The organism is Nocardioides ganghwensis, from assembly GCF_014779655.1.
In the GTDB taxonomy this organism is placed as follows: Bacteria; Actinomycetota; Actinomycetes; order Propionibacteriales; family Nocardioidaceae; genus Nocardioides; species Nocardioides ganghwensis.
The window spans coordinates 156,361-180,837 of the sequence record NZ_JACXYX010000010.1; the positions used below are offsets into that span (position 1 = coordinate 156,361).

General features: G+C 73.0%; 18 protein-coding genes, 1 tRNA gene and 1 riboswitch. Of the genes, 14 read left to right on the top strand and 5 right to left on the bottom strand.

Annotation, left to right across the window (positions count from 1 at the left end; genetic code table 11):
- Window positions 1-39 precede the first annotated feature (39 nt).
- The gene (locus IEZ24_RS13885) at window positions 40-495 is read left to right on the top strand and encodes a VanZ family protein (RefSeq protein ID WP_129454339.1); all 456 of its coding nucleotides are present in this window, start codon (window positions 40-42) and stop codon (window positions 493-495) included.
- 24 nt (window positions 496-519) lie between these two features.
- Here the strand turns inward: IEZ24_RS13885 and IEZ24_RS13890 are convergent, their stop codons facing one another.
- From IEZ24_RS13890 to IEZ24_RS22395, 4 genes are all read right to left on the bottom strand, one after another.
- Window positions 520-846 (bottom strand): hypothetical protein, encoded by a 327-nt coding sequence (locus IEZ24_RS13890; protein ID WP_129454338.1) that lies wholly within the window; start codon window positions 844-846, stop codon window positions 520-522.
- Window positions 843-3,428 (bottom strand): GH25 family lysozyme, encoded by a 2,586-nt coding sequence (locus IEZ24_RS13895; RefSeq protein ID WP_129454337.1) that lies wholly within the window; start codon window positions 3,426-3,428, stop codon window positions 843-845. The genes IEZ24_RS13890 and IEZ24_RS13895 overlap by 4 nt, the downstream gene beginning before the upstream one ends.
- Before the next feature lie 116 nt (window positions 3,429-3,544).
- Entirely contained in the window at window positions 3,545-5,005 is a 1,461-nt protein-coding gene (locus IEZ24_RS13900) for an esterase/lipase family protein (protein WP_129454336.1), read from the bottom strand.
- The gene (locus IEZ24_RS22395; protein WP_129454334.1) at window positions 5,002-7,404 is read right to left on the bottom strand and encodes a CHAT domain-containing protein; all 2,403 of its coding nucleotides are present in this window, start codon (window positions 7,402-7,404) and stop codon (window positions 5,002-5,004) included. Before IEZ24_RS22395 ends, IEZ24_RS13900 begins: the two co-directional genes overlap by 4 nt.
- A 142-nt stretch (window positions 7,405-7,546) precedes the next feature.
- Between IEZ24_RS22395 and IEZ24_RS13910 the strand changes: the two genes are divergently transcribed.
- Window positions 7,547-9,235, top strand: a complete 1,689-nt coding sequence (locus IEZ24_RS13910; protein ID WP_129454333.1) for a CHAT domain-containing protein — start codon at window positions 7,547-7,549, stop codon at window positions 9,233-9,235.
- 7 nt (window positions 9,236-9,242) lie between these two features.
- Window positions 9,243-11,504 (top strand): CHAT domain-containing protein, encoded by a 2,262-nt coding sequence (locus IEZ24_RS13915; protein ID WP_129454332.1) that lies wholly within the window; start codon window positions 9,243-9,245, stop codon window positions 11,502-11,504.
- 73 nt (window positions 11,505-11,577) lie between these two features.
- On the opposite strand, the gene IEZ24_RS13920 is transcribed toward IEZ24_RS13915, so the two are convergent.
- Window positions 11,578-11,663, bottom strand: a tRNA-Leu gene (locus tag IEZ24_RS13920).
- A gap of 80 nt (window positions 11,664-11,743) precedes the next feature.
- Here IEZ24_RS13920 and IEZ24_RS13925 point away from each other — a divergent pair.
- The 11 genes from IEZ24_RS13925 to IEZ24_RS13975 all read left to right on the top strand — a co-directional run bounded on the left by IEZ24_RS13925 (window position 11,744) and on the right by IEZ24_RS13975 (window position 24,477).
- Window positions 11,744-13,087, top strand: a complete 1,344-nt coding sequence (locus tag IEZ24_RS13925) for a M20/M25/M40 family metallo-hydrolase (protein WP_207206757.1) — start codon at window positions 11,744-11,746, stop codon at window positions 13,085-13,087.
- A 74-nt stretch (window positions 13,088-13,161) separates the two neighbouring features.
- Window positions 13,162-13,291, top strand: a riboswitch (FMN riboswitch).
- A gap of 79 nt (window positions 13,292-13,370) precedes the next feature.
- Window positions 13,371-14,417, top strand: a complete 1,047-nt coding sequence (gene ribD, locus IEZ24_RS13930; protein WP_224745308.1) for a bifunctional diaminohydroxyphosphoribosylaminopyrimidine deaminase/5-amino-6-(5-phosphoribosylamino)uracil reductase RibD — start codon at window positions 13,371-13,373, stop codon at window positions 14,415-14,417.
- The gene (locus IEZ24_RS13935) at window positions 14,417-15,055 is read left to right on the top strand and encodes a riboflavin synthase (protein ID WP_129454330.1); all 639 of its coding nucleotides are present in this window, start codon (window positions 14,417-14,419) and stop codon (window positions 15,053-15,055) included. Before ribD ends, IEZ24_RS13935 begins: the two co-directional genes overlap by 1 nt.
- The gene (pnuC, locus tag IEZ24_RS13940; RefSeq protein WP_207206756.1) at window positions 15,052-15,747 is read left to right on the top strand and encodes a nicotinamide riboside transporter PnuC; all 696 of its coding nucleotides are present in this window, start codon (window positions 15,052-15,054) and stop codon (window positions 15,745-15,747) included. The genes IEZ24_RS13935 and pnuC overlap by 4 nt, the downstream gene beginning before the upstream one ends.
- Window positions 15,744-17,015 carry a bifunctional 3,4-dihydroxy-2-butanone-4-phosphate synthase/GTP cyclohydrolase II gene (locus IEZ24_RS13945; protein WP_129454328.1) on the top strand — a complete coding sequence of 424 codons (1,272 nt, stop codon included), beginning with the start codon at window positions 15,744-15,746 and terminating at the stop codon, window positions 17,013-17,015. Before pnuC ends, IEZ24_RS13945 begins: the two co-directional genes overlap by 4 nt.
- A complete protein-coding gene (gene ribH, locus IEZ24_RS13950) occupies window positions 17,012-17,488 on the top strand; it encodes a 6,7-dimethyl-8-ribityllumazine synthase (RefSeq protein ID WP_129454327.1) in 477 nt (158 codons plus the stop codon). Before IEZ24_RS13945 ends, ribH begins: the two co-directional genes overlap by 4 nt.
- A 150-nt stretch (window positions 17,489-17,638) precedes the next feature.
- Window positions 17,639-22,138, top strand: a complete 4,500-nt coding sequence (locus IEZ24_RS13955) for an nSTAND1 domain-containing NTPase (protein ID WP_165356034.1) — start codon at window positions 17,639-17,641, stop codon at window positions 22,136-22,138.
- Window positions 22,139-22,246: 108 nt separating this feature from the next.
- Window positions 22,247-22,750, top strand: coding sequence for a hypothetical protein (locus tag IEZ24_RS13960; RefSeq protein WP_129454325.1), 504 nt, complete (start codon window positions 22,247-22,249; stop codon window positions 22,748-22,750).
- Window positions 22,751-22,873: 123 nt separating this feature from the next.
- Window positions 22,874-23,137, top strand: coding sequence for a phosphoribosyl-ATP diphosphatase (locus IEZ24_RS13965; protein ID WP_129454324.1), 264 nt, complete (start codon window positions 22,874-22,876; stop codon window positions 23,135-23,137).
- A 31-nt stretch (window positions 23,138-23,168) separates the two neighbouring features.
- A complete protein-coding gene (gene hisG, locus IEZ24_RS13970) occupies window positions 23,169-24,014 on the top strand; it encodes an ATP phosphoribosyltransferase (RefSeq protein WP_129454323.1) in 846 nt (281 codons plus the stop codon).
- Window positions 23,998-24,477 carry a PH domain-containing protein gene (locus tag IEZ24_RS13975; protein WP_129454322.1) on the top strand — a complete coding sequence of 160 codons (480 nt, stop codon included), beginning with the start codon at window positions 23,998-24,000 and terminating at the stop codon, window positions 24,475-24,477. Before hisG ends, IEZ24_RS13975 begins: the two co-directional genes overlap by 17 nt.

Below are 24,477 nucleotides of genomic sequence, written 5' to 3' on the forward strand. Positions count from 1 at the left end.
GGCCCGCCGACGTCAGGGGCCGACCGGGATGATGGCCGCGTGCTGCACCGTCACCCCGTCCTGAGCCTGCTGACCCTCGTCTACCTCGGTTTCGTCGGGCTCGTCACGCTCACCCCGGCCGAGGACCAGCCCGACTACGCCAGCCTGGCGGGGCGGGTCCTGGCCCGCCTGCAGCGCTACCCCGACCTCGACCCGCTCACCAGCCGCCTGAGCATCGAGCGGATCGAGTTCGTCGCCAACATCGGCCTGTTCGTCCCGCTCGGGATGTTCCTCCTGCTCCTCGTGGGCACGCGGCACTGGTTCGCGGCGCTCGCGGCCGGCATCGTGCTCACCTCGATGATCGAGAGCGTGCAGCGCGAGATCCCCGGCCGGGTCTCCGACCCCCGTGACGTCGCAGCGAACTCGATCGGGATGTTCGTCGGGGTGGCGCTGGCCGTCATGCTGACACTGCCCGCTGCGGTGCGACGGCGGCGGGAGCAGCAGGGCCGCGGCTAGCCGTACGTCCGGGAGCACGGCGGGTCAGTGCACGAGCTCGGCGAACACCTCGCTCTCGTCGCCGACGGGCTCGAAGGACGACGCGTCGGCGTCCTCGTCGAAGTCCAGCAGGGTCGCCTCGTCAGCGTCGCCGGTGCCCACGTTCGCGACCGCGACGACTCCCATGAGGGGCGAGAGGTAGGCGTACACCTGCAGAGCCTGGTCGACCGTGAACCAGCGCAGGTCCTCGACGCCTGCTGCGACCAGGCCCGCGAGCACGGCGCCGATCACGGCGAGCACCGTGTAGATCGCCTTGCGGATGCGGGGGTCCAGCCGGCGGAGGACCTCGGTGGCGATGGGGAGCGGGTTCATGGTTCCTGCCTTTCGGGAAGTGCCTCGATCGCGCCCTGGATGCCACGGGCAGCCAGGGTCAGCTGCGCCTCGAGGGGGCCGAGGTCGGGTGTCACGAGGAGGGGTGCGGGCGTCGCGGGCAACGGCACCGTGACGGTGATGACGATCGAGCCCTGCTGGTCGGCGGTCCCGCCGTTCGTCGTGGTCGTCACGGTCGGGGCGGCCGTGGCGCCGGTCGGGTCGGGCGTCTGCAGGGGGACCAGCTCGACGGAGGGGGTCGCCTCGACGGTCGGGGCCGCCTCGAGCGGCGCGGGGGTCGGACGCTCCGACACGGTCGTGCCAGGTCGCGGCGTGGCGCGGCCGGGCTTTGCCGGGCGGCCCGCCGGGCGCAGGCGCAGCGCCGACAGGGGGAGGTCGGGGTGCAGGGCGTTCACGTCCACCCGCCCGAGTCCCGGCACGCTCTTGACGGGACCGAGCCTGCCGTTCGAGTGCTGCCAGATGGCGGCGCGCACCCACGGCCGAGGGATGACCGGGGCCCGGAAGTCGTCGCTGTAGCGCGCCACCCACAGCAGGCAGCCGAAGCCCTTGGTGAGGTTGAACGGGGTGTAGATGACGGGCTTGCCCGCGAGCTTCCTGCGGCGCAGCTCGTGCTCGACCGTACGCACCCAGGCCCCCGTCCACTCGGTGAGCTGGGGGAGCGTGAGGTCCCCGGTGTCCTCGAGGTCGAGCATGGGCACCATGTCGCCGGCCCGCAGGTCGATGTGGGCCAGGAAGTACTTCGCTTCCGCGACGGCATCGCGGCCCTCCGGACGGGCGAAGTGGTAGGCGCCGACCGGAAGCCCCGCCGTACGGGCCTGGCGCACCCGCTTGCGGTGGAGCCGGTCGGTGACCGACGTGCCCTCGGTCGCCTTGACGTAGAGCCACCGCACGCCCGCCGCCCGGGCGGCCTTGAGGTCGAGGCGCCCCGACTGGTGGTGGCTGATGTCGACGCCGTCGAGGGTTCGGCGGGGCGGGAACGCGCTGCCCAGCGGCGTCACCGAACCCTTGCGTCGGTCCTCACCGGAGCCCGGCACGGTCACCTCGACCTCACGGGGCGGGTAGGAGAACACGGGTATGGGGCTCGGTCGCGGGAAGTCGTCGGGCCGGCTGCCCTTCAGGCCGTCTCGTCCCGCGCGGTAGGCGACGACCTGCGCAGCGGCGCTGGGGTCCAGCTTCGGGTGGCCGATGAGCACGGCGTGGATGTGCGCGCTCCACGACCCGGGGCGGTCCGCGCGGTACCACGCGGCGAACCCGACCTCGCGCAGCACCTTGACCTTGCGCCGCCAGTCCCAGGCGAGCAGGTCGACGACGCCGCCGCCGTCGTGCGTGGAGGCGGACGCGCTCACCCGACCCTTGTTGTAGGAGCCCTGGACGACGGTGAGCCGGTAGTCGAGCCGGCGTTCGACCTCCTCGAGGGCGGCCCTGGTCAGCCAGTCGACGACCTTGGGGTTCCGGTCGCCGAACTCGGTGAGGGCGAAGGGCTTGTCGACGGGGCCTGCGAACGACCGGCCGACGCTCGGGGGCACGGCGGTGCTGACCGCGGGCACCCCGGAAGGCGCCTGCTGGGGGGTCACGAAGGACTCGAGGGCCCGCTTCTTCTTGCGCTGCTTCTTGGCGCGCGCCTTGGACTTGTCGCCCTTCGTCGAGGTGCCGTCGGGTGCAATCACGACGGTGGCCGGTGCCGGGGCCGTGGCCGGCTGGAGGGACGTGGTGAGCGCGAGCGTGGCCTGACGGGCGGCATGGTCGCTGTTGCGCTGCTTCGGGGGGCGACCCTCGCGGCCACGGAAGGTCGTACGGGCACGCTCGCCCCAGGTCGCGGTGACGCCGTCGATGAACCAGAGCAGGTCGATGGAGGCGGTGTCGGTGGCGAAGGACACCTGGCGTCCGCCACCCAGCTTCTCGAGCCGCGCGCGGAAGGCGCGCAGCTGGCGGTTGTAGTCGCCACCGGCGATCACCGGCGCCCCGGTGGCCACGAGCCGCGCGACGAGGGCGTCGTGGGTGCGCATGGCGTCGTTCCACTCGGTCTGGCGCAGGGCAGCGTCTGCCTTGGGAGGCCTGTGGAACGCCCCCGCGACCAGGTGCAGGTTGGTGACGTGCAGATCCACACCGAGCTCGCGGTGGCGCAGGTGCAGGTGGGTGAGGTGTCGCCGTTCGTGCAGTCCTGGCACGCCGCGGTGGATCTGCAGGGCCTCCTCGTCGACCACGTCGAAGACGTCCGTGCGGACGGCGATCGGCGCGCGGTTGTCCTTCGGGCCGTAGAAGACGTGCCAGTCCGTGCTCGGGAACTCCTCGAGCACGACGCGCCGGTAGCGCTGGTCGATCTCCTGCAGCAGGACCAGGTCGCCGTCGGCGGCGTTCGCCCGGATGTCCTCGCGCGCCTGGGCGAGGGTGATGGCCGTGGGCGGGAACGACTGCACGTTGGCCGTCAGGACGCGGAACGTCCTCACCGCCGAGGCCTTGAGGTTCGTCCCCGCACCTGAGGAGCGGGCCGTGGGCATCGGCGGAGCGGCCAGCCCCGGTGGCGCGGCTCCGTCGGACGTCAGTACGTCGATCTTCTCCGCCATGGCTCACCCCCGGGTCCCGCGGCCGGGGACGGGAGTGGCCCCGGCGGAGCCTCATCCCACGACGGTCCCCCTCCCGGCGCGTTTGGTAAAGGGACGTCTAGACATTCCGGCCGGTGTCAGGGCGACGGGAGCCACCGCAGCAGGTGCTCGACGACCTCCTCGTCGCGGAAGAAGGAGCAGTGCTCGATGCCACGGCCGGAGTCGAGGACCAGCCTGCTCCCGACCGGGAAACCGGGTGCCCCAGGAACATCGAAGCAACCCGTCGTCGGCACCACGAGGTCGTTGTCGTCGGTCCGGAAGACGAGGTCGGTCGCACCGTCGCGGACGATCCGGCCCAGTGGCGAGCCGCTCGGCGGTTCGTAGTCGGCCGCGATCGCGAACAGCGCGGCCGGCACCGCGGGACGCGCGTTGAGCGACTCGAGGTAGGTGCCCCGGGGCTCCATGCAGGTGATGCCGTCGAGACCGCCGACGGCGGAGACGGCCACCTGCTTGACCACGGCGAGGATCAGGCCGAGCGTGTCGGTGACGCCGTTGTCGGGGATGAACTGCACGATGTTCGTCAGGCGCCCGAGCAGGTCCGAGAGGTGCTCGCGGTCGGCGAGCACGGTGCCGCCGTTGGGCGCCGCCACCTGCACGATCCCGTGGACGCGCACCGTCTCCAGCGCGGCCAGCTCGCGCCCGACGAGGCCTCCACGCGAGTGCGTGACCAGGTCGAGCTCCAGCTGCACGCCGGTCGGGACCAGGGAGGAGAACAGCGCCACGTTCTCGGCGGGCGACGCGGAGACGGAGTGGTGGTCGAAGGCCGCGACACGACCTCCGTACGCCGCGTGCAGCGCGGTCATCGCCTCCGGCGGCAGTGAGCCGAACGCGCCGTGGGCGGTGGAGAAGGTGCCGTGCACGAGGAGCAGCGCGCGTCCCTCCCCGAGCCGGCTCCAGTCGCCGGGGCCGAACGAGACCGGCGTGGGCCGGGAGTAGTCGTCGGGCCCCATCCAGCGGACCCGGTTGAGCCTGTGCCGGTCCTCCCAGCGGGAGGCGAAGAAGTCGCCCACCCGCCCCAGCAACGGATCCACGAGGGGGAAGACGAGCACCTTCAGCACCTTGGTGCCGACGGCGCCGAGCAGTCCTCGGTGCCCCGTGTCCACGGGGCCGACCGCAGGGACCACGGTCCGTGGGATGCGGTAGCTGCGGCGCTCACCGCCGCGCGTGGGCACGTCGGTCGGGGCGATGTCGTCGGGGAGGTGCCAGGAGAGCGAGCCGTCCTCCGCGGCGTACAGCAGGACCTGGCCGTTGTCCTCGCCGGGGGCGGGGACTTCGAGCACGATGTCGTCGGCGCCTCCGGCTGCTCGCGTGCCCGCACTCGGGGTCAGCTCGCTGTGGTGGGACACCACGACCGACAGCTGTTCGGCCATCCCCGCTCGGGCGAGCGACTCGAGCAGGTCGGGGGTGGCCTGCTCCTCGCCGCGCATCCCGCTCGAGCCGGCGAGGTGGACCTCCACCTCGCCGGTGAGGCCGAACGTGCGGATGGCCACGGGCCCCACCACGACCGGTGTGCCCTCGGGGTTCAGCTGTTCGCTCATCGCTCGACTCGCTCTCCATCGGGTGCCGTCGCTCCGGGGCCCGGAGCGCCCCCGGGTCGCAGTCGCAGGCGCGGGTGCCCGAACACCTGGTAGGCCACCAGCGTCGCGTGCAGCTCGGGGTCCCCGGCGCGTACGGCCTGCTCGGTGTAGGTCGCGCGCAGGGCCCGGACCACCTCGGCGACCGGCACGGCGTCCGGACCGAGGGTGGCTGCGTAGAACCGACGGGCGACGCTGCTGGCGACGTCGTCGCGGATGTTCCACAGCGGCGCGACCACCGCCGTCGCGCCGATGCGGAGCAGGGTCGAGGCGAAGCCGGCGTAGTCGCCGAGCACCCGCTCGTCCGAGCCGACCTGACAGGCGTTGAGGAACACGAGCGGACCGTGGTCGAGGGCGCCGTTCTCGACCTCGGCGGGGGTCAGGAACTGGGCGACAGGTGATCCCGTGGCGGAGCTCCTCGCCAGCAGCACGATGCCCTCCTGGCCACCGGCGGCGTCGTACTGCCCGTGCAACGCCAGGTGGAGGACGTCAGCAGGGGTGGGCAGTCCGCGGAACAGGTCGATGACCGTCCAGAGCTCGGGGGCGACGGCCACCGCGGGCGGGTCGAAGAGCCGCGCCACCTCGGCGGCCTCTGCGACCGCATGGTCGAGGCGGCCCCACCCGGGGACGCCGGTGTAGTCGGCGGTGAGCACGGCCCCGGTCCGCACGGACACGGACGTGCGCGGCCGCGGGCGGGGTCGGTGCTCTGTGAGCGGCCACCGCCCGACGGCGACGTGCGCGCCGAGGAACGGGGAGTCGCCTCCCCACGGTGTCACCAGCCGCGGCTCGAGGCAGGCCAGCTCCCAGGGAACGACGAGCTCCTCGGTGAGCAGCAGCACGGCCGGCGCCCGGTCGCGCCCCGGTGCCGTCGCCACCGCGCGGACGGCCTCCTGGATGCCGGGCGGGATGGCTCGCCCGATCCGACGGGCGCGCCCGGCGAGGCCGAGGAAGTCGGCGGAGGCGTCTGCGGAGAACGCGATCGAGCGGCGGGTCTCGAGCGCGAACCCGGCGATGTCCCCCTCGAGCGTGGTGCTGCTCGGCAGGTCCGGCACCTCGACCTGCGGGCTCACGGCGAACGCGCTCCAGATCCACGACGACGCCGTGTCGCCCCGGCACACGGATACGAGCAGGTCCGGGGCGTCCTCGGTCAGCAGCGGGGCGAGGTCCACGAGCTCGGTGTCACGCATGGGCAGCGGCGCGGCCAGGTCGACCTGCGACGGCGTGTCGACCGCGATGATCGTGCGCCAGGCAACGGCGACGACCTGCCCGTCGCGAGCGATCTGCAGGCCGAGTCGCCGGTGGGTGCCCAGGTCCTCGCCGTACCTCGCCGTGCACGTGAGGGTCACCGACGGGTACGGGTCGTCGTCTCCGACGGTGAGCGTGGCGCGCGGTGACGCGGTCACCTCGATCGAGTCCGGGTCGTGGAGCAGGACGACCTCGAGGACGACCGTCTCGCCGGAGGGGAACGTCACCGCGGGGGTCGCGACCAGGGCGCGGTCCTTGCGCTGCTGGAGACCGAGGGTGACCTCGAAGGGCTGGTCGACGACGATGACGTCCGGCCTGCTGGTTCCCGTGACGACGTCCAGCCGGGGGTACGCCCGTCGGCCGTCACCGCCATCCTCGAGGCCACCGCCCTCCTCGGAGCCACTGCGCCACACGGGACCGCTCTCGTCTCGCTCCGCACCTGCGGAGCGAGCCCCGGTCCCATCCGGTCCCCACCACCGGTACGGTCCTGCCGCGGCCAGGCCGTGTCGCGCCCGGCCGACGTCGGTCAGGACGGCGGCGAGGTCGCGCGCGTCGGCGCGTTGCCGTGCCAGGACCTCTGCCGCACCCCGGAGCAGGAGGATCTCAGGAGTCGCGGCGACGGCCACGACGAGGCGGTCCCGGGTCCTCGCGCCGACAGGCAGGGTCGCCGCGTGCGCGATCATCGGCGCCGTGGGATAGCGATGGGGAGCAGTGGCCGCCACCACCAGGTCGAGCTGCCCGTCGTCCCCGGCGGACAGGAGGTCGGACACCAGGGCCGACGCGAGGTCCGGGGGAAGCGCGGACAGGTCCGCCGGGTCGTGGATGGCGGCTCCGGCGCGGACGGACTGCGCGGCTGCCGTCGCGCGGTCCACCTCGTCGTCGGTCCAGGACGGTGCGGCGGCGTACGTCAGGACCGCCGCCCGCGGCGCCTGCGCCGCGAGCTGCCCGGCCACCTCGGCGCGGTCGCCCCGTCCGGCGGACGCCGCGAGGAGGACCTCGCGGTCGGCCTCCGCCAGCCCGAGCGACGCGAGGGCGGAGACGAGGGCCCTGCGGTCGTCGGCGGAGGGGATCGATGCGAGCGACTCGCAGACCGAGATCCAGCTGTCGACCGTGCTCACGGCGCACCTCCGACGTCCCGGGGTCCGTGGACCCGCCACCTGCCGACACGGCGGCTCGAAGATGCGGGTCGCCATGGGTACCTCAGCACCGGTCGGCGGATCTAGTCTGGTCCAAGCAGCACCACCTGCGAAAGAGCGCGCCATGCCTCCTCGTCGCTACCTCGACTTCGACCTGCTGGTCGAGCAGCAGGCCGAGGACCAGTACCAGGCGCTGGTGACCGGGTCCCCGGTGGGCGAGGCCACCAGCCAGGAGTTCCGCCTGCCCTTCGACCGGCAGACCCTCGAGATCCTGCTGCTCAAGCTGGACCCCGGTCGTTCGGGGACCCGGCGCGTCGGCGCCAGCACCCAGCAGCAGGCGGCGATGGACTTCGGCGGCCCGCTCTTCGACGCCCTGTTCCGCGACGAGGTCGGCGTGGCGTGGTCGCGGAGCCAGGACCTCAGCCGGGCGCAGGGTGCCGGCCTGCGGCTGCGGCTGCGGCTCACGGGTGCGCCGGCGATCGCGGGCCTGCCCTGGGAGCTGCTCTACGACCGGCGTACCAACGCCTTCCCGGCCCAGTCCGAGCGGACCCCGCTCGTGCGCTATCTCGACGTCCCGCACGTGCCGAGGCCAATGCTCGTCGACGGTCCGCTCCGGGTCCTGGCGATCATCTCCTCGCCGACCGACCTCGAGCCCTTGGACGTCGACGCCGAGTGGGAGCGCCTCCGCGAGGCGCTCGCCGACCGGATCGACGGGCGCCAGGTGGTCCTCGACCGGCTGCCGAGCCCCCGACTCGCCGAGCTCGGACCGTGGCTCCGTCGCCGCCCCACCCACGTCGTCCACTTCATCGGCCACGGCGACTTCGACGATCGCCTGCACGAGGGGGTGCTCTACTTCCAGGACCGGCTCGGCGGACGGACGGCCGTGACGTCCTCGGTGCTCGGGCCCCACCTGCGCGACCACGACCCGCTGCGGCTGGTGGTCCTCAACGCGTGCCGGTCCGCGCGTACGGACGCCGTGGACCCCTTCGCCGGCATCGCCCAGGGCCTCGTCCAGCAGGATGCCACGGCCGTCGTGGCGATGCAGTTCCCCATCAGCGACCGGGCGGCGGTCACGTTCACCAGCGACTTCTACGGCTCGGTCGCCGACGGCCTCCCGGTCGACCAGGCCGTGACGAGCGCTCGCAAGGCGCTGCTGGCCGAGTTCCGCGACGAGTGGGCCACTCCGGTGCTGTTCATGCGGGCCCCCGACGGGGCGATCTTCGAGAACGTGGTCGCGACCCCCGCGTCCGAACCGACGGGATCGACCGACGCCACTCCCGGTGCCGCTGGCGACACAGCCCCCGACACGGCGACACCGCCGGCCAGGGGCGTACGGCACCGGCACCTGCGCGCGCTGGTCGCTGGGGGTGCCGTCATCGCGATCGCCACCATCGGGCTCGCGCTGGCCCTCACGCGCGACGACGACGAGCAGGGGGGCTCCACGCCCGACGGGACCGCCTCGGAGGCCTCCGTTGACCCGGGGGAGGGGGACGCACTGGCCGGCTCCTGGACCGGCACCGCCGTCGGGTCGGGCGGCACCGAGTTCGACGTGCGGCTCGACATCACCGCGCCGTGCCGTCTCGGCCAGCCCTGCGGCAGCATCTACGTCAGCTCGCTGCCCTGCGAGGGGCGCGCCAGCCTCGAGGGCGTCGCGGGGCGGACGTTCGAGATCCACGTCGACCAGTTCACGTCGACGTCCTCGCCCGACTGCACCCCCGGCGCGGGCGACTTCTTCGAGCTCACCGACGGCGGGACGTTGCGCTACACGGCGGACTACGCCGACATCGAGGGCGAGCTGGCGAGGGCCGAGTGACCCGGACGTGACCACGAGGACGTACGTCAACTTCGACCTCCTGATCGAGAAGGAGGTCGACGGGTCGTACGCCGCCCTGGTCACCGGCTCGCCGGTCGGCACCGCCTCCAGCGTGAGGTTCGCGCTCCCGTTCGACGGGACGACCCTCGAGAACCTCCTGCTCAAGCTCGACCCCGGCCGCAGCGGCACGCGCAGGTCGGGCGCCAGCACCCAGCAGCAGGCGGCGATGGACTTCGGGGGCCCGTTGTACGACGCGATCTTCCGCGACGAGGTGCTGCTTGCGTGGTCGCGGAGCCAGGACGTCGCTCGCGAGAAGGCCGGCGGACTCCGCCTGCGGCTGCGGCTCACGGATGCCGCCGAGATCGCGGGACTGCCGTGGGAGCTCCTCTACGACAAGCCCAACAACCACTTCATCGCCCAGTCGGAGCGGACACCGCTGGTGCGCTACGTCGACGTCCCCTCGGTGCCGCGGGCGATCACCGTCGACGGCCCGCTGCGGGTGCTCGCCGTGATCGCCTCGCCCACCGACCTGGAGACCCTCGACGTCGAGGCCGAGTGGGAGCGGCTGAACGAAGCGATGGCGGACCGCGTCGCGACGGGGTCGGTGGTGCTCGACCGGCTGCCCTCCCCGGTCGTGGCAGAGCTCGGCCCGTGGCTGCGGCACCACCAGACACACGTGATCCACTTCGTCGGCCACGGCGACTTCGACGAACGGCTCCGCGAGGGAGTGATCTACTTCGAGAACGAGCACGGTGCCCGCGCTGCGATCACGTCGTCGGTGCTGGGACCGTTCGTGCGCGACCACGACCCGCTGCGCATGGTGGTGCTCAACGCCTGCCGCTCGGCGCGCACCGACGCCCTCGACCCGTTCGGTGGGATCGCCCAGGGACTCGTCCAGCAGGACGCCACCGCCGTGGTCGCGATGCAGTTCCCCATCAGCGATCGCGCTGCCGTCGCGTTCACCAGTGACTTCTACGGCTCCCTCGTCGACGGACTCCCGGTCGACCAGGCCGTCACCAGTGCCCGCAAGGCGCTGCTGGGAGGGTTCCGGGACGAGTGGGCGACGCCGGTGCTGTTCCTGCGTGCGCCGGACGGGGCGATCTTCCACGACGTCCACGCCGTCCCGCCACCCCCGCCGCCAGACCCGGTGTCGGACCCGCTGCCCGGCTCGGTCTGGCGCCGACTTGCGATCGGTGCGGGCGGCGCGGCAGCCGTGGTGGCGGTGGTGCTCGCACTCGCCACCCTCGACTCCGGCGATGGGCCCGGCACCGACTCCGGTGGCGGGGTGGAGGAAGGTGGTGAGGATGGGGCCCGGGCGACGACGGTCCTGCCGGTTGCTGCGTCGCCGCTGGCTGACGACCAGCTGCTCGTCGCCGCCGGGCCGCAGGACTCCCAGCTCGATCTGTACCGCGTCGACGTGGAAGGAGATCGCTGGGAACGGGTGACGGACGGCAACGCCCGCTGGGCAGGCGCGTCGATCAGCCGCAAACGCGACACGCTGATCTTCACGGAGAAGACAGGCGACACCTTCCGGCTGCTGGTCGCCGACCCGTCGGCCGCGGACCAGACGGGAGATCCGCTGTTCGGCGAACCGCCCGAGCTCTGCGAGAAGAGCATGGAGCGTCCCGCCCGGCACCCCGAGGATCCGGACCTCATCGTCTCCCCGTGCATCGGTGAGGACGGCCAGTACCGACTGGTGGAGCTCAACCTGGCGACCGGCGCCACGCGCGTCCTCGACGAGACCTCGGACCGCCGCGTGGGCGACCCGACGATCTCGCCCGACGGCGACCACGTCGTGTACTGGTCGGCGGTGCGCTCGGAGACGGAGACGACGAAGCCGATGGAGGGGACCCTGTTCACCCTCGAGCTCGACGACCCCTCGACCACGCGCCGGGCGCTCATGCCCGACCAGTCGAGGGACGGTGACGCCGTCTTCTCGCCGCTCACCAACACCATCGCCTTCACGCGCTCCACTGGCGACGGCGTGCCGCCGGACAGGGACCTCTTCACCGTCTCGCTCGAGCTGGGAGCCTCAGCCCGGCCCCTCCTCGAGGGCGACGAGATCGACCAGGACCCGACATGGTCCCCGAACGGAAGGCAGCTCGCCTTCCGGCGCGGCCCCCCGGACGGCACCACCCGGATCCACGTCGTGACCCTCTCCGACAATCCCGACGCGCCGGTCGCCGTGTCGACAGCGGTGCCGGTGCTCACCGAGCCGATCAACGACCGCTTCAGGGTCGAGATCGTGCCGGCATGGTCCCGTCGCTGACCCAGGACAACGCCGACCCACGACAACGACGAAGCCCCAGGCCGGTGGCCTGGGGCTCGATCGTGTCCTTCTGTGTCCGAGGGGGGACTTGAACCCCCACGCCCTAATACGGGCACTAGCACCTCAAGCTAGCGCGTCTGCCAATTCCGCCACCCGGACGAGTGCTGGAGAAGAGTAGCAAGGCACTTCGCCGCCGACGAATCGGGGCTGGTGCTTGCTCGTGGGGCAGGATGGACGGCATGGAACAGACGCCCACGGACAGCCCGGCAGCCGGCTCGCAGGACCGTTCGTACGACCCGGCCAGGGAGGTCGTCCAGCTCTGCCAGGACCTGATCGCCATCGACACGTCCAACTACGGCACGGACGACGGGCCGGGGGAGCGCAAGGCCGCCGAGCACGTCGCCGCGCTGCTCGACGAGGTCGGGATCGAGAGCCGGATCATCGAGGGACGCCCCGGGCGGGCCAACGTCGTGGCGCGCTGGGGCGGCGGCGACGGTCGCGCCCCGCTGCTGGTCCACGGTCACCTCGACGTCGTACCGGCCGAGGCGTCCGACTGGCAGGTCGACCCGTTCAGCGGCGAGATCAAGGACGGTCACGTCTGGGGCCGCGGCGCGGTCGACATGAAGGACTTCGACGCGATGCTGCTGAGCGTCGTACGCGCCCGCGCCGCCGCGCAGGCCGCCCCCGACCGGGAGCTGGTGCTCTGCTTCACCGCCGACGAGGAGGCGGGTGGCCACCACGGCGCCGGGATCCTCGTGGACCAGCACGCCGACCTGTTCGCCGACTGCTCCGAGGCCGTGGGCGAGGTCGGGGGCTTCTCCGCCACGGTGCGCGGTCGCCGGGTCTACCTGATCGAGGCCGCGGAGAAGGGCATGGCCTGGATGCGGCTCACGGCGAGGGGCCGGGCCGGCCACGGCTCGATGATCAACGACGACAACGCCGTCACCCGCCTCGCCGGCGCCGTCGCCCGGATCGGCGCCCACCAGTGGCCCGTACGGCTGACGCCGACGATGGAGGTGCTGCTCGCCACCGTCGGGGAGCTCGCCGGCACGGAGGCGACCCCCGACAACGCCGAGGCGCTGGTGGAGGAGTTCGGCGACGCCGCCCGGATGCTCGGCGCGGTCATCCGCAACACCGCCAACCCGACGATGCTCCGGGCCGGCTACAAGACCAACGTCATCCCGACCGACGCCCACGCAACGGTGGACGGCCGCTTCCTGCCCGGCTACGAGGACGAGTTCTTCGCGACGCTGCGCGAGCTTGCCGGCGACGGCATCGACTTCGAGTTCGAGTCCAAGCAGGACCCGTGGGAGACCCCGTACGACGGGGACCTGGTGACCGCGATGACGCGGAGCCTGCTGGCGGAGGATCCCGACGCGCTGGTCGCGCCCTACCTGATGAGCGGCGGCACCGACGCCAAGCACTTCCGCAAGCTCGGCATGAGGTCGTACGGCTTCGCGCCGCTGCGCCTGCCGGCGGACCTCGACTTCACCGCCCTCTTCCACGGCGTCGACGAGAGGGTGCCCGTCGACGCGCTCGAGTTCGGCGCCCGCGTCTTCGACAGGTTCCTCGACCAGGCCTGAGTGTTGCGCACGTCACCCGTGGACGCCGGTGAGGGAATGGTCGCGGTTGTGGCATGGTTACCGGCACGAAGAGCTTGCGTGCTCTGGGGGCGGTGTAACTCCGCACCGGCGGTCACAGTCCGCGACCCGACCACCGCCAGTGGCCGGTTGACCAGGTGGAACTCCTGGACCGACGGTCAAAGTCCGGATGAGAAGTGCACGCTGACGGCTCGCGCGCCACTTCCTCGCGGAGGCGCGCCCCGTCGCCGCCCCCCTGAGTCCAGACACCGGACCGGAGGCGGAGATGACGACCAGCGAGGCGGAGCGCAGCGCCATGCGGCGCGCCCTGGCGCTCGCCACCACCCCCGGCGTGCCTCTCGGCCCGAACCCCCGTGTCGGGTGCGTGCTGCTCGCGCCGGACGGCACGACGATCGCCGAGGGCTTCCACCGCGGGGCCGGCACGCCGCACGCCGAGGCCGCGGCGCTCGCGGAGGCGGGTGAGGCCGCTCGCGGCGCGACCGCCGTCGTGACCCTCGAGCCCTGCAACCACACCGGCCGCACCGGACCGTGCAGCGAGGCGCTGATCGCGGCGGGTGTCGTACGCGTCGTGTTCGCCCAGCCCGACGCCAACCCGGTCGCCGTGGGCGGCGCCGGCCGGCTGCGCGAGGCCGGGATCGAGGTCGTCGGCGGCGAGATGATCGAGGAGGCGCAGGCGGTCAACCGGGCCTGGACCTTCGCCATCGCGCGGCGCCGGCCGTTCGTCACGTGGAAGTTCGCCACCACCCTCGACGGTCGCAGCGCCGCCGCCGACGGCACCAGCCGGTGGGTCTCCAGCCGCGCGGCGCGCCTGGACACGCACCGCCTGCGGGCGCTGTGCGACACGATGCTGGTCGGCACCAGCACCGTCGAGGTCGACGACCCCGAGCTCACCGTGCGCGACGAGCTCGACGAGCCGGTCGCGATCCAGCCCCTGCGCGCGGTCATGGGGCTGCGCGACCTGCCGGCCGACCGCCGCATCTTCAACGACCGCGCCGAGACGGTGCGCCTGCGCACCCGCGACCCCGAGCAGGCGCTGGCTGACCTGTTCGCGCGCGACCGCCAGCACGTGTTCCTCGAGGGCGGGCCGACCCTGGCCGCTGCCTTCCTCGCGGCCGGACTGGTCGACGAGGTCGTCACCTACGTCGCGCCCATGCTGCTCGGCGCCGGCCGCACCGCGGTCGGCGACCTCGGCATCGGCACCATCGCCGACGCCCTCCACCTGCACGTCTCCGACGTGACGGTGCTCCAGGGCCACGACGGCGAGGACACCAACGTGCGCCTGACCATGCGCCCCCACCTGAGGAGGAACTGATGTTCACCGGGATCGTCGAGGAGCTCGGCACGATCGCAGAGGTCACCGACCAGGGTGATGCCATCCGGCTCACCGTGGCCGCCGACACCGTGCTCGAGGGCACCGTGCTGGGTGACTCCATCTCCGTCAACGGCTGCTGCCTCACGGTCTCCGACATCGGTGGGGGTCGCTGGACCGCTGACCTGATGCAGGAGACGCTCGACAAGACCTCGCTGCGCGGGGCCGTCCCCGGTGACCGGGTCAACCTCGAGCGGGCGGTCACCGTCGACAAGCGGCTCGGCGGCCACATCGTGCAGGGCCACGTCGACGGTGTGGGCGAGGTGATCTCGCGGTCTCCCAGCGAGCACTGGGACGTCGTCGAGATCTCCCTGCCGGCGCACCTCGCGCGCTACGTCGTCGACAAGGGCTCGATCACCGTCGACGGCGTGAGCCTCACCGTCGTCGAGGCGCGGGAGGCCAGCTTCACCGCCAGCCTCATCCCCGAGACGCTCGCCCGCACCACGCTCGGCAGCCGCCGGGTCGGCGACCTGGTGAACCTCGAGGCCGACGTCATCGCCAAGCACGTCGAGAAGCTGCTCGGCGCCTACGCCCCGGCAACCGCCGCGGCCCCCACCACCGCGAACGACGAGGAAGAATGATGTCCCTGCTCGAATGGCTGGTCCACGGCACCATCCCGGTGCCGGGCGGCGCCCTCGGCGCCCGCGAGGTGATCGGCAACCTGTTCGGCCTGGCCAGCGCGATCCTCGGGATGAAGCGCTTCGTGTGGGCGTGGCCCGTCGGTCTCGTCGGCAACCTGCTGCTCTTCACCGTCTTCGCCACGGGCGAGTTCTCCGGGGCCGTCGAGGAGCCCCTGTGGGGCCAGGCCGGCCGCCAGGTGTTCTTCGCGGCTGTGTCGGTCTACGGGTGGTGGCGCTGGTCGCAGGCGCGCAACGCCGGCGGTGCCTCGGACGGTGGCGCGATCGCGCCACGCTGGGCGACGTGGGCCGAGCGGGGACAGCTCCTCGTGCTCGGTGTCGTGGGCTACGCCGCGGCGTACGTCCTGCTCACCCGCGTGCTCGGGTCGTGGGGGCCGCTCACCGAGGCCTGGATCCTCGCCGGCTCGATGCTCGCGACCTACGGCATGGCCCGGGGCTGGGTGGAGTTCTGGCTGGTCTGGGTCCTGGTCGACGTCGTCGGCGTGACCTCGCTGATCCGGGCCGAGTACTACCCGACGGCCGGGATGTACCTGTTCTACGCCGTCTTCGTCGTCATCGGCTTCTTCGTCTGGTGGCGCGACAGCCGGACCGTGGTCGAGGCCGTCGAGGAGGAGAAGGAGGTGGTCGCGGCATGAGCGTGCGACTGGACCCCGTCGAGCGGGCGATCGAGGACATCGCCGCCGGCAAGGCCGTGGTCGTCGTGGACGACGAGGACCGCGAGAACGAGGGCGACATCATCTTCGCTGCGGCGAAGGCGACGCCCGAGCTGATGGCCTTCACCATCCGCCACTCCAGCGGCGTCATCTGCGTGCCGATGCCGGGCGCCATGCTCGAGCGGCTCGAGATCCCGCTGATGACCCCGCACAACAAGGACCGGCTGCGCACGGCGTACACGATCTCCGTCGACGCCCGCGACGGGGTCTCCACGGGCATCAGCGCCGCCGACCGCGCCCACACGGCGCGCACCCTCGCCGACTCGGCCACCGAGCCGTGGGAGCTCACCCGTCCCGGGCACGTGTTCCCCCTGCGCTACCGCGAGGGTGGCGTGCTGGTGCGTCGCGGGCACACCGAGGCGGCCGTCGACCTGGCCAGGCTCGCGGGCCTGACCCCGGCCGGTGTGCTCGTCGAGGTGGTCAACGACGACGGGACCATGAAGCGCGGCCCCGAGCTGCGGGAGTTCGCCGACGAGCACGGGCTCGCGATGATCTCCATCGAGGACCTGGTCCGCTACCGCCGCCGCCACGAGCGGCACGTCGAGCGGGTCGCGGAGACCCGGCTGCCCACGTGCCACGGCGAGTTCACGGCGTACGGCTACCGGATCACCATCGACGACAGCGAGCACGTCGCGCTCGCCCACGGCGACATCGCGGGAGCGGTCGCGGCCGGCGAGCCGGTCCTGACCCGGGTGCACAGCGAGTGCCTGACCGGCGACGTCTTCGGCAGCGAGCGCTGCGACTGCGGGCCCCAGCTCGACGAGGCCCTGCGAGCGATCGTCGAGGAGGGCAAGGGAGTGGTGGTCTACCTCCGTGGCCACGAAGGGCGGGGCATCGGCCTGGTCGCCAAGCTGCAGGCCTACCAGCTGCAGGACGGCGGTCGCGACACCGTGGACGCCAACCTCGACCTCGGCCTGCCCGCCGACGCGCGGCACTACGGCACCGCCACCCAGGTCCTGCGCGACCTGGGCATCGGCGCCGTGCGGTTGATGACCAACAACCCCGACAAGGTCTCCAGCCTGGAGGACTTCGGGATCAGGGTCACCGAGCGGGTGCCGATCACGCCCCACCCCACCGACCACAACCTGACCTACCTGCGGACCAAGCGCGACCGGATGGGCCACGAGCTGCCCGACCTCGCGGTCGACCACCAGGACGAGCACGACCCCAGCGAAGGAGAAGCACGATGAGCGGCGCCGGAGCCCCCACCGCCCAGCCCTACGACGCGAGCGGCCTCAAGGTCGCGGTCGTCGCCGCCACCTGGCACACGCAGGTGATGGACGGCCTCGTCGCCGGCGCCGAGCGCGCGCTCGCGGCGTACGGGGTCAGCGAGCCGGAGGTCATCCGGGTCCCCGGCACGTTCGAGCTGCCCGTCGTCGCCGCCGCGCTGGCCCGGGCCGGGTACGACGCGGTGGTGGCGCTGGGCGTGGTGATCCGAGGGGGCACCCCGCACTTCGACTACGTCTGCTCGGCCGCGACGGACGGCCTGACCCAGGTCAGCGTCGACCACGCGATCCCGGTGGGCTTCGGCGTGCTGACCTGCGACACCGAGGAGCAGGCCCTCGACCGCGCGGGGCTCGAGGGGTCGGCCGAGGACAAGGGCTGGGAGGCCACGGCCGCCGCGCTCGACACCGCGCGCGTGGTCCGGGCCGTCCGCGGCTGAGCCGACACCGGACCGAGACCAGATCTCGACCGCCACCTCCCACCCTGGGGGGATGACCGCAACCGTACGAGCCGTCGGCGGCCGCACCCGGGCCCCGAGGCGTTTGCCGAACCTGCCCCGCTGACCACGATGCGTCCCTACCATCTGGCCATGCGCTTCAGCGTGCTCGGCCCCCTCGCGGTGCACGGGCCGCGTGGCCCCGTGGACGTCGTGGGAGGCAAGGAGCGCACGCTTCTGGCGCACCTCGTCGCGGCCGGGGGCCGCGTCGTCACCATCGACGAGCTCGCCGACTCGCTGTGGGACGACCAGCCTCCCCGGTCGCCCGGCAAGGCGTTGCAGACCTACGTCCTCCGGCTGCGCAACGCGCTGGAGCCCGAGCGCCGAGGCGTTCCGACCATCGTGGTGACCGAGGGGTCGGGCTACCGGCTGGCCGTGTCCGAGCACGAGGTCGACGCCGGACGGTTCGCGCACCTCGCTGCGGCCGGGCGTGCCGCGCTGGATGCGGGCCGACCGGACGAGGCGGCCGACATCCTGCGCGAGGCGCTCGACCTGTGGCGCGGACCGGCCTACGCCGGGTTCGAGGAGACCGGCTTCGGCCGGGCGGAACGGCAACGCCTCGAGGAGATCCGGGTGAGTGCGCGCGAGGACCGGTGGGCCGCGGAGGTCGACCTGGGCAGGTCCGCCGCCGCGGTCCCGGAGGTCGAGCAGCTGGTCGCCGAGCACCCCTGGCGCGAACGGGCTTGGGGCGTGCTCGTGCTGGCGTTGTTCCGCGCGGGTCGTCAGGGCGAGGCGCTGGGTGCCGTCGAACGGGCGCGCAGCCGCCTCGCCGAGGACCTCGGCGTCGACCCGGGACCCGAGCTGCGCGACCTGCACGCGCGCGTGCTCGCCCAGGACCCGGCGCTGATGCGGCTGCCCGAGCCGGTGGCGCGACCGACCGTCGGTGGCGCGGACCAGGCCCCGACTGCCTCGCGGGCCGAGAGCCTTGGGGTGGTGCGCGAGGAGGTCGGGTCCGTGGCCGCCGCCGGCTATGCCCTGCGCGGTGGCCGGTCGGCACTGGTGGAAGGCATCTACGCGTTGCAGACGGGGGGAGCGCCGCGGACCCTGCCGCCCGACGTGTGCCCGTGGCGCGGTCTGGAGACCTATGACGTCGAGGACCATCCCTGGTTCGCGGGGCGCGAACGCCTGGTCGCCGAGCTGCTGGCACGCCTCTCCTCCGAGCCGCTGGTTGCCGTGGTCGGCGCGTCGGGCAGCGGCAAGTCGTCCCTCGTTCGGGCAGGCATGCTCGGCGCACTCGCGGAGGACGCCCTGCCCGGGAGCGCCGGCTGGACCACGTTGGTGATGCGCCCCGGCGCCTCACCGATGCGCGAGCTCGCCACGGTGGCATTGGGGGCGGCTCAGGCGTCACCCTCGCTCGGCGACCTGCTGCTGCGGCTCGCGGAGCAGGGTGGGACCGACGACGTGCGCCGCACCGTGCTCGTCGTGGACCAGCTCGAGGAGGTGTGGACGGCGTGCGACGACGACCGCGAGCGCGAGTCCTTCCTCGACGCCCTCGCCGGGATCGCGCACGAGACCGACGCGCGCGTGGTGCTCGTCGTACGGGGCGACTACTTCCCCAGGATCGCCGAGCACGCCGCGCTGGCGTCCCTGGCCCGGGACGCCACGCTCCTGGTGGGCGCTCCCAGCGCGGCGGAGGTGCGGCGGATGGTCGAGGTGCCCGCCCGGGCGGCCGGGCTGACCCTCGACACCGGCCTGGCCGAGACGCTGACCGACGACGCGGGCCAGGAGCCCGGCCTGCTGCCCCTCCTCTCGACCTCGCTCCTCCAGCTCTGGGAGCGCCGTCACGACCACCGGCTCACCTACGGTGACTACGTGGCGATCGGCGGCCTGCCCGGCGCGGTCGCGCACCTCGCCGAGGAGGCGTACGACTCCCTGCCCGAGGCCGACCGCGGCACTGCGCGGGTCGTCCTGCTGCGGCTGGCGGGCCGCAGCGGCAGTGGTGAGGTGGTCCGCCGCCGGGTCCCGGTGGCCGAGCTCGAGGGGCTGTCGGGCAACACGGGCGACGTGGCGGCCGCGCTCGCAGGAGCGCGGCTCCTGACACTGACCGGGGACTCCGTCGAGGTCGCGCACGAGTCGCTGTTCCGCGAGTGGCCCCGGCTCGCGCGGTGGCTCGCCGACGACGTCAGCACCCGTACGGTCCAGCAGCGCCTGGCCGTCGCCGCCGGGCAGTGGGACGAGCAGGGCCGCGACCCGGGGCTGCTGTGGCGTGGGGCCGGCCTGCAGTCCGCGCTCGACGTGCTGGCCGCCTACCCCGACGAGTCGACATCGGTCGAGCGCGACTTCCTGGCCCGGGCCGAGGAGGCGGTCGACGAGGAGCGGCGCGGCGCCGAGCAACGAGCGGCGCAGCGCGAGCGCCAGAACCGGTCCCTGCGCCTCCTGCTGACCCTCGCCGTCGTGCTCCTGTTGGTGGCCGTGGTCGCCGGCGTGCTGGCGGCCGTGTCCCGGCAGCAGACAGCACAGGCGCGCGATCGCCAGGCGGCAGCGGCGGTCGCCGCCGACGCCCGTCGGCTGGCGGCGGCATCGCTCAACGAGGAGCAGCTCGACCTCGCACTGCTGCAGGCCGTGGAGGCGGTGCGCACCGAGCCCGGCCCCGAGACCCACGGCGCTCTGCTCAGCCTGCTGGCACGCACGCCCGACCTGCTCCGGCAGCGACGTGCCGAGACGCCCTTCCTCCGTGCCGACGCCAGCCACGACGGCACGGTCGTCGCGGTGGCCGAGTACGACCCCCGGGTGATCGGGGTCGACGCCGCCACGGGGGAGGAGGTGTGGTCGCGGGAGGTCCCGGACGCCGGGCACGTCAGCGCCGTCCACGGGGCCGAGGGCGGCTTCCTCGTCACGTTCTGGGACGACAGCGGCGGCTCCGGCGTCGAGCTGTGGGACGACGCGTCCGGGAGGACCCAGTGGTCCCTCGACCCCGACGACCTGACGCGCCTCGTCGGCGAGCGGGACCCACAGCTGCTGGACGCCGTGTGGCTGTCCGACGGTCGCGTGGCGGTGCTGACGCCCACGCACCTGGTCACCGCCTCGCCGGCCGGACGGGCGCTCCGCGCCGTGGCGCTCGAGACCGACGCCTACCCCGGACTGCTCCGCGCGTGGCCCGACGGGCGGCTCAGCTACGAGGCTCCCCTCGACGTCGGTCACGTCCTCGACCCCGACCGGCCAGGCACCCTCCGCACCCTCGGCTTCTCCGTCGCCAGCGTGTCACCCGACGGAGGGCTGGTCCTGACTGCCGACCGCTCCCGGCCGGACCGCGTGCGACTCCGGCTGCGTGACTCCCGGACCTTCGAGCCCCGCGGACAGGAGATGACGGTCTCCTCGTTCGACGACGGCGTCGACTGGGCACCGGACGGGCGTACCTTCGTGATCGGGGCGGGGGAGACGGTGCAGGCACGCGACCGCCGGGGACGACTATTGGACGAGTTCACCGGCGCGCACAGCGGGGCGGTGATGGCTCCCGTCGTCGCGGGTGATGACCGCAGGTTCCTCTGGTCCGCGGGCCGCGACGGCCTGCTGTCGACGTGGACGCTCGGGGACGCCGGCGGCCTGTGGTCCTCCACCGAGCTCGGCACCAGCCCGTTCTCCGGCCAGACCAGTCTCGACGGCACCCGCGTGGTGGCGATCGACTACGTCGAGACCGCCGTCAACGAGGCATTCCTCCTCGATCCCGCCTCGGGTGACGCCACCGAGCTCGCGATGCCTGCGCGCTGCGCCTGCCAGCCGTGGGCAGTGGCGATGGCCGGGGACGGGAGCGTGGCTGTCGGGGCGGTCAACGTGGTCGGACGCGCGAGCCTCAGGCAGGACCGCGGCTACGTCGCCGTGTGGGACCCGTCGTCCGGCGCGCTGCGCCACGCCATCCGCCTGCCCTGGGACCCCGTGGGTGTGGCCGTGACACCCGATGGCCGGTACGCCGTGGTCAACGGCCGTGACGGCATCGCCGTCGTGGACCTGGGAGCGGGCGAGCTCGCCGGCCCGGTCGTCGACCGGGAGCCGATCACCTCCTACGACGGAGTCGTCCGCATCGACGGCGACGGCGCCACAGCGGCCGTCGTACGGGACGCACGGGTGCTCCTGCTCGACGTGGCGTCGCAGGAGGTCCTCGCGACCCGCGAGCTCGAGAGCGCCTCCGCCACAGCGCTCAACGGCACGGCGCTCGGCTGGTCCGGCACGGAGCTGGCCGTCGGGGTCCTCGACGGGCGCATGCTGTTCCTGGACGGTCGATCCCTGGAGACCGTGGCTCCGCCACGCGAGGTCTCGGCCGGGTTCGTCATCGACATCGTGCAGGTGGGCGCCGTGGTGGCGAGCCTCGGTACCGACGGTGACGTGCGGCTCTGGGAGCCCGCGACCTGGTCGCCGATCGGCCTGCCGGTCACCGAGGAGAACGCCCCCGGCTTCCTGTCAGGCACGCCGGTCACGCTGCGGGCCTGGTTCGAGGGCGGCAGCCTCGGCCGGCCCGGCCGCGTCCGCGACCTCGCGCTCGACCCCGCAGGGTGGGTGGCGCGCGCCTGTGCGCTCGCCGGACGCCAGCTGAGCAGGGACGAGTGGGCCGTGATCCGTCCGGGCGTGCCGTGGCGCGAGACGTGCCCGGGGCCTTGACCGGGACCGCGGCGGCGGCCGTGAGCGGATCGTGAGTCGGTCGCGACCGGAGTCACCTTGGCTGTGCCTGCCGGGAAGCTCCCGGATCCTGACCGAAGGGACACTCCAGTGAAGCTCTCACGCACCGCCGCCTCGGTGGCCGCCGCAAGCCTGTTCGCCCTCAGCGCCGCTGCGCCCGCCGAGGCCAGGGAGTGGCTGCCGATCGACGGCCACGACCAGCTCGTGCTGGCCACCTGCTCGGACGGCTCGCAGGTCCTGTCGGCGCTCGTCACCGACCCGCGCCGCAACCGCTACTCGATGACCCCGCTGGTCGACGCGGACGGCACCACGACCGGGATGGTCCTCCTGCTCAAGTACGCCGGCGGCGCCACGCACTCGACCACCGGCCAGACCGTCGAGGGCAGCGGCGTCGACCGGATCGTCTTCGACTTCGTCAGCGGGAGCACCACCTCCTCCGGGGGCCGCTGGACGATCAACCTCGCCGGCGAGGGCTGGGTGGTCAAGGACGCGGGCCGGGTCACCTACGACGCCGTGAGCGGTGACGTCGATGTCTCGGGCATCGTGTCCGCGGACTGGGGGGTGCTCTGCCCCTTCTTCGGCGTGCCGGCCTGACCCGGGAGGCGCGTCGGACAGGACGGAGCCGGGCCCGGCTCGACGCCGCGCACGGGGGAGGCGGTGTCCGCCAGTGGTTCCTCCTGTCCGACCCGCACAGGGGACGGCCTAGGCTTGACCCCCGTGAAGACGTTCGAGGAGCTGTGGGCCGAGCTGTCCACCAAGGCCGAGGAGCGCCCCGAGGGCTCGGGCACGGTCGCCCAGCTCGACGCCGGGGTCCATGCCATCGGCAAGAAGCTGCTGGAGGAGGCCGCCGAGTCCTGGATGGCCGCCGAGCACGAGGGCAAGGACGCGACCGCGCTGGAGATCAGCCAGCTGCTCTACCACGCCCAGGTCCTGATGCTCGCCTCCGGACTGACCCTCGACGACGTCTACGCCCACCTGTGAGACACAGCTGGGAGAACCAGGTGACCTTCGCATGACCCTCCGCATCGCCGTCCCCAACAAGGGGTCGCTGTCCCAGGCCGCCTCCGACATCCTCCGCGAGTCGGGATACCGCCAGCGCAGCGACTCCAAGGAGCTCGCGCTCGTCGACACCGAGAACGACGTCGAGTTCTTCTACCTGCGCCCGCGCGACATCGCGCTCTACGTCGGTGAGGGCACGCTCGACGTCGGCATCACCGGTCGTGACCTACTCCTCGACTCCGGCGCCAAGGCCGACGAGGTGATGGGTCTCGGTTTCGGCCGCTCCCGCTTCCACTTCGCGGGCCCCGCGGGTCGCTACTCCTCCCTGCAGGACCTCAACGGCCTGCGGATCGCCACGTCGTACGTCGGTGTGGTCGAGGACTACCTGTTCCGCCACGGCATCGACGCCACCGTCACGCGCCTCGACGGCGCGGTCGAGACCAGCATCCAGCTCGGCGTGGCCGACGTCATCGCCGACGTGGTCGAGACCGGCTCCACGCTGCGGGCAGCCGGCCTGGCGACCTTCGGCGACGTCATCCTCGACTCGCAGGCCGTGCTGATCACGCGCGGCGGCGAGGTGCCCGAGGACTTCGAGATCTTCCGTCGTCGCGTCGAGGGCGTCCTCGTGGCGCGCAGCTACGTGATGATGGACTACGACATCGAGGAGGCCCACCTCGACCGGGCCACCGAGCTGGCGCCGGGGCGCGAGGGGCCGACGATCTCTCCCCTCGGCAAGGCCGGCTGGGTGGCCGTACGCGTGATGGTGCCGCGTGCGGGTTCGCAGCGGCTGATGGACGACCTCTACTCGATCGGCGCCCGCGCGATCCTGCTCACGGACATCCATGCCTGCCGCCTCTGACCCCACGCCCGGGAGCGGGCTCCCGCCCCTGCCGCGCACCTGGCGGCCCATGGGCGTGCGCATCGCCGTGATCGGGTTCGGGCTGATGCTTTTCGTGGTGTGCGCGGCGGCCTGGTTCGGCTTCGACGAGTCGGTCCGCGACCGCTTCAACATCCTCCAGCGGATCACGCTCCTGGTCATGGGCGCCGGGTTCGCCGTCATCGGCTGGGCCCTCGGCCGCGCGCGGGTGACCGCCACGACCGACGGGCTGGTCGTGGTCAACGGCTTCCGGACCCGGCACCTCGAGTGGGAGCAGGTCCTCGGCATCCACCTGCCCGAGGGGGCGCCGTGGGCGACGCTCGACCTCGCCGACGGCACCACCATCTCGGCGATGGCGCTCCAGGGCTCGGACGGCCGGGTCGCCCGCGACGGCGTACGCCAGCTGCGCGCGCTGATCGACCGCGGGTCCTCGCGGCACGTCTGA

What these genes read in the sequence shown, in the direction of transcription:
- IEZ24_RS13890 (WP_129454338.1), bottom strand. Translation starts at nt 846, where the DNA reads ATGAACCCGCTCCCCATCGCCACCGAGGTCCTCCGCCGGCTGGACCCC.
- IEZ24_RS13895 (WP_129454337.1), bottom strand. Translation starts at nt 3,428, where the DNA reads ATGGCGGAGAAGATCGACGTACTGACGTCCGACGGAGCCGCGCCACCG.
- IEZ24_RS13900 (WP_129454336.1), bottom strand. Translation starts at nt 5,005, where the DNA reads ATGAGCGAACAGCTGAACCCCGAGGGCACACCGGTCGTGGTGGGGCCC.
- IEZ24_RS13910 (WP_129454333.1), top strand. Translation starts at nt 7,547, where the DNA reads ATGCCTCCTCGTCGCTACCTCGACTTCGACCTGCTGGTCGAGCAGCAG.
- IEZ24_RS13925 (WP_207206757.1), top strand. Translation starts at nt 11,744, where the DNA reads ATGGAACAGACGCCCACGGACAGCCCGGCAGCCGGCTCGCAGGACCGT.
- ribD (WP_224745308.1), top strand. Translation starts at nt 13,371, where the DNA reads ATGACGACCAGCGAGGCGGAGCGCAGCGCCATGCGGCGCGCCCTGGCG.
- IEZ24_RS13935 (WP_129454330.1), top strand. Translation starts at nt 14,417, where the DNA reads ATGTTCACCGGGATCGTCGAGGAGCTCGGCACGATCGCAGAGGTCACC.
- pnuC (WP_207206756.1), top strand. Translation starts at nt 15,052, where the DNA reads ATGATGTCCCTGCTCGAATGGCTGGTCCACGGCACCATCCCGGTGCCG.
- IEZ24_RS13945 (WP_129454328.1), top strand. Translation starts at nt 15,744, where the DNA reads ATGAGCGTGCGACTGGACCCCGTCGAGCGGGCGATCGAGGACATCGCC.
- ribH (WP_129454327.1), top strand. Translation starts at nt 17,012, where the DNA reads ATGAGCGGCGCCGGAGCCCCCACCGCCCAGCCCTACGACGCGAGCGGC.
- IEZ24_RS13955 (WP_165356034.1), top strand. Translation starts at nt 17,639, where the DNA reads ATGCGCTTCAGCGTGCTCGGCCCCCTCGCGGTGCACGGGCCGCGTGGC.
- hisG (WP_129454323.1), top strand. Translation starts at nt 23,169, where the DNA reads ATGACCCTCCGCATCGCCGTCCCCAACAAGGGGTCGCTGTCCCAGGCC.
- IEZ24_RS13975 (WP_129454322.1), top strand. Translation starts at nt 23,998, where the DNA reads ATGCCTGCCGCCTCTGACCCCACGCCCGGGAGCGGGCTCCCGCCCCTG.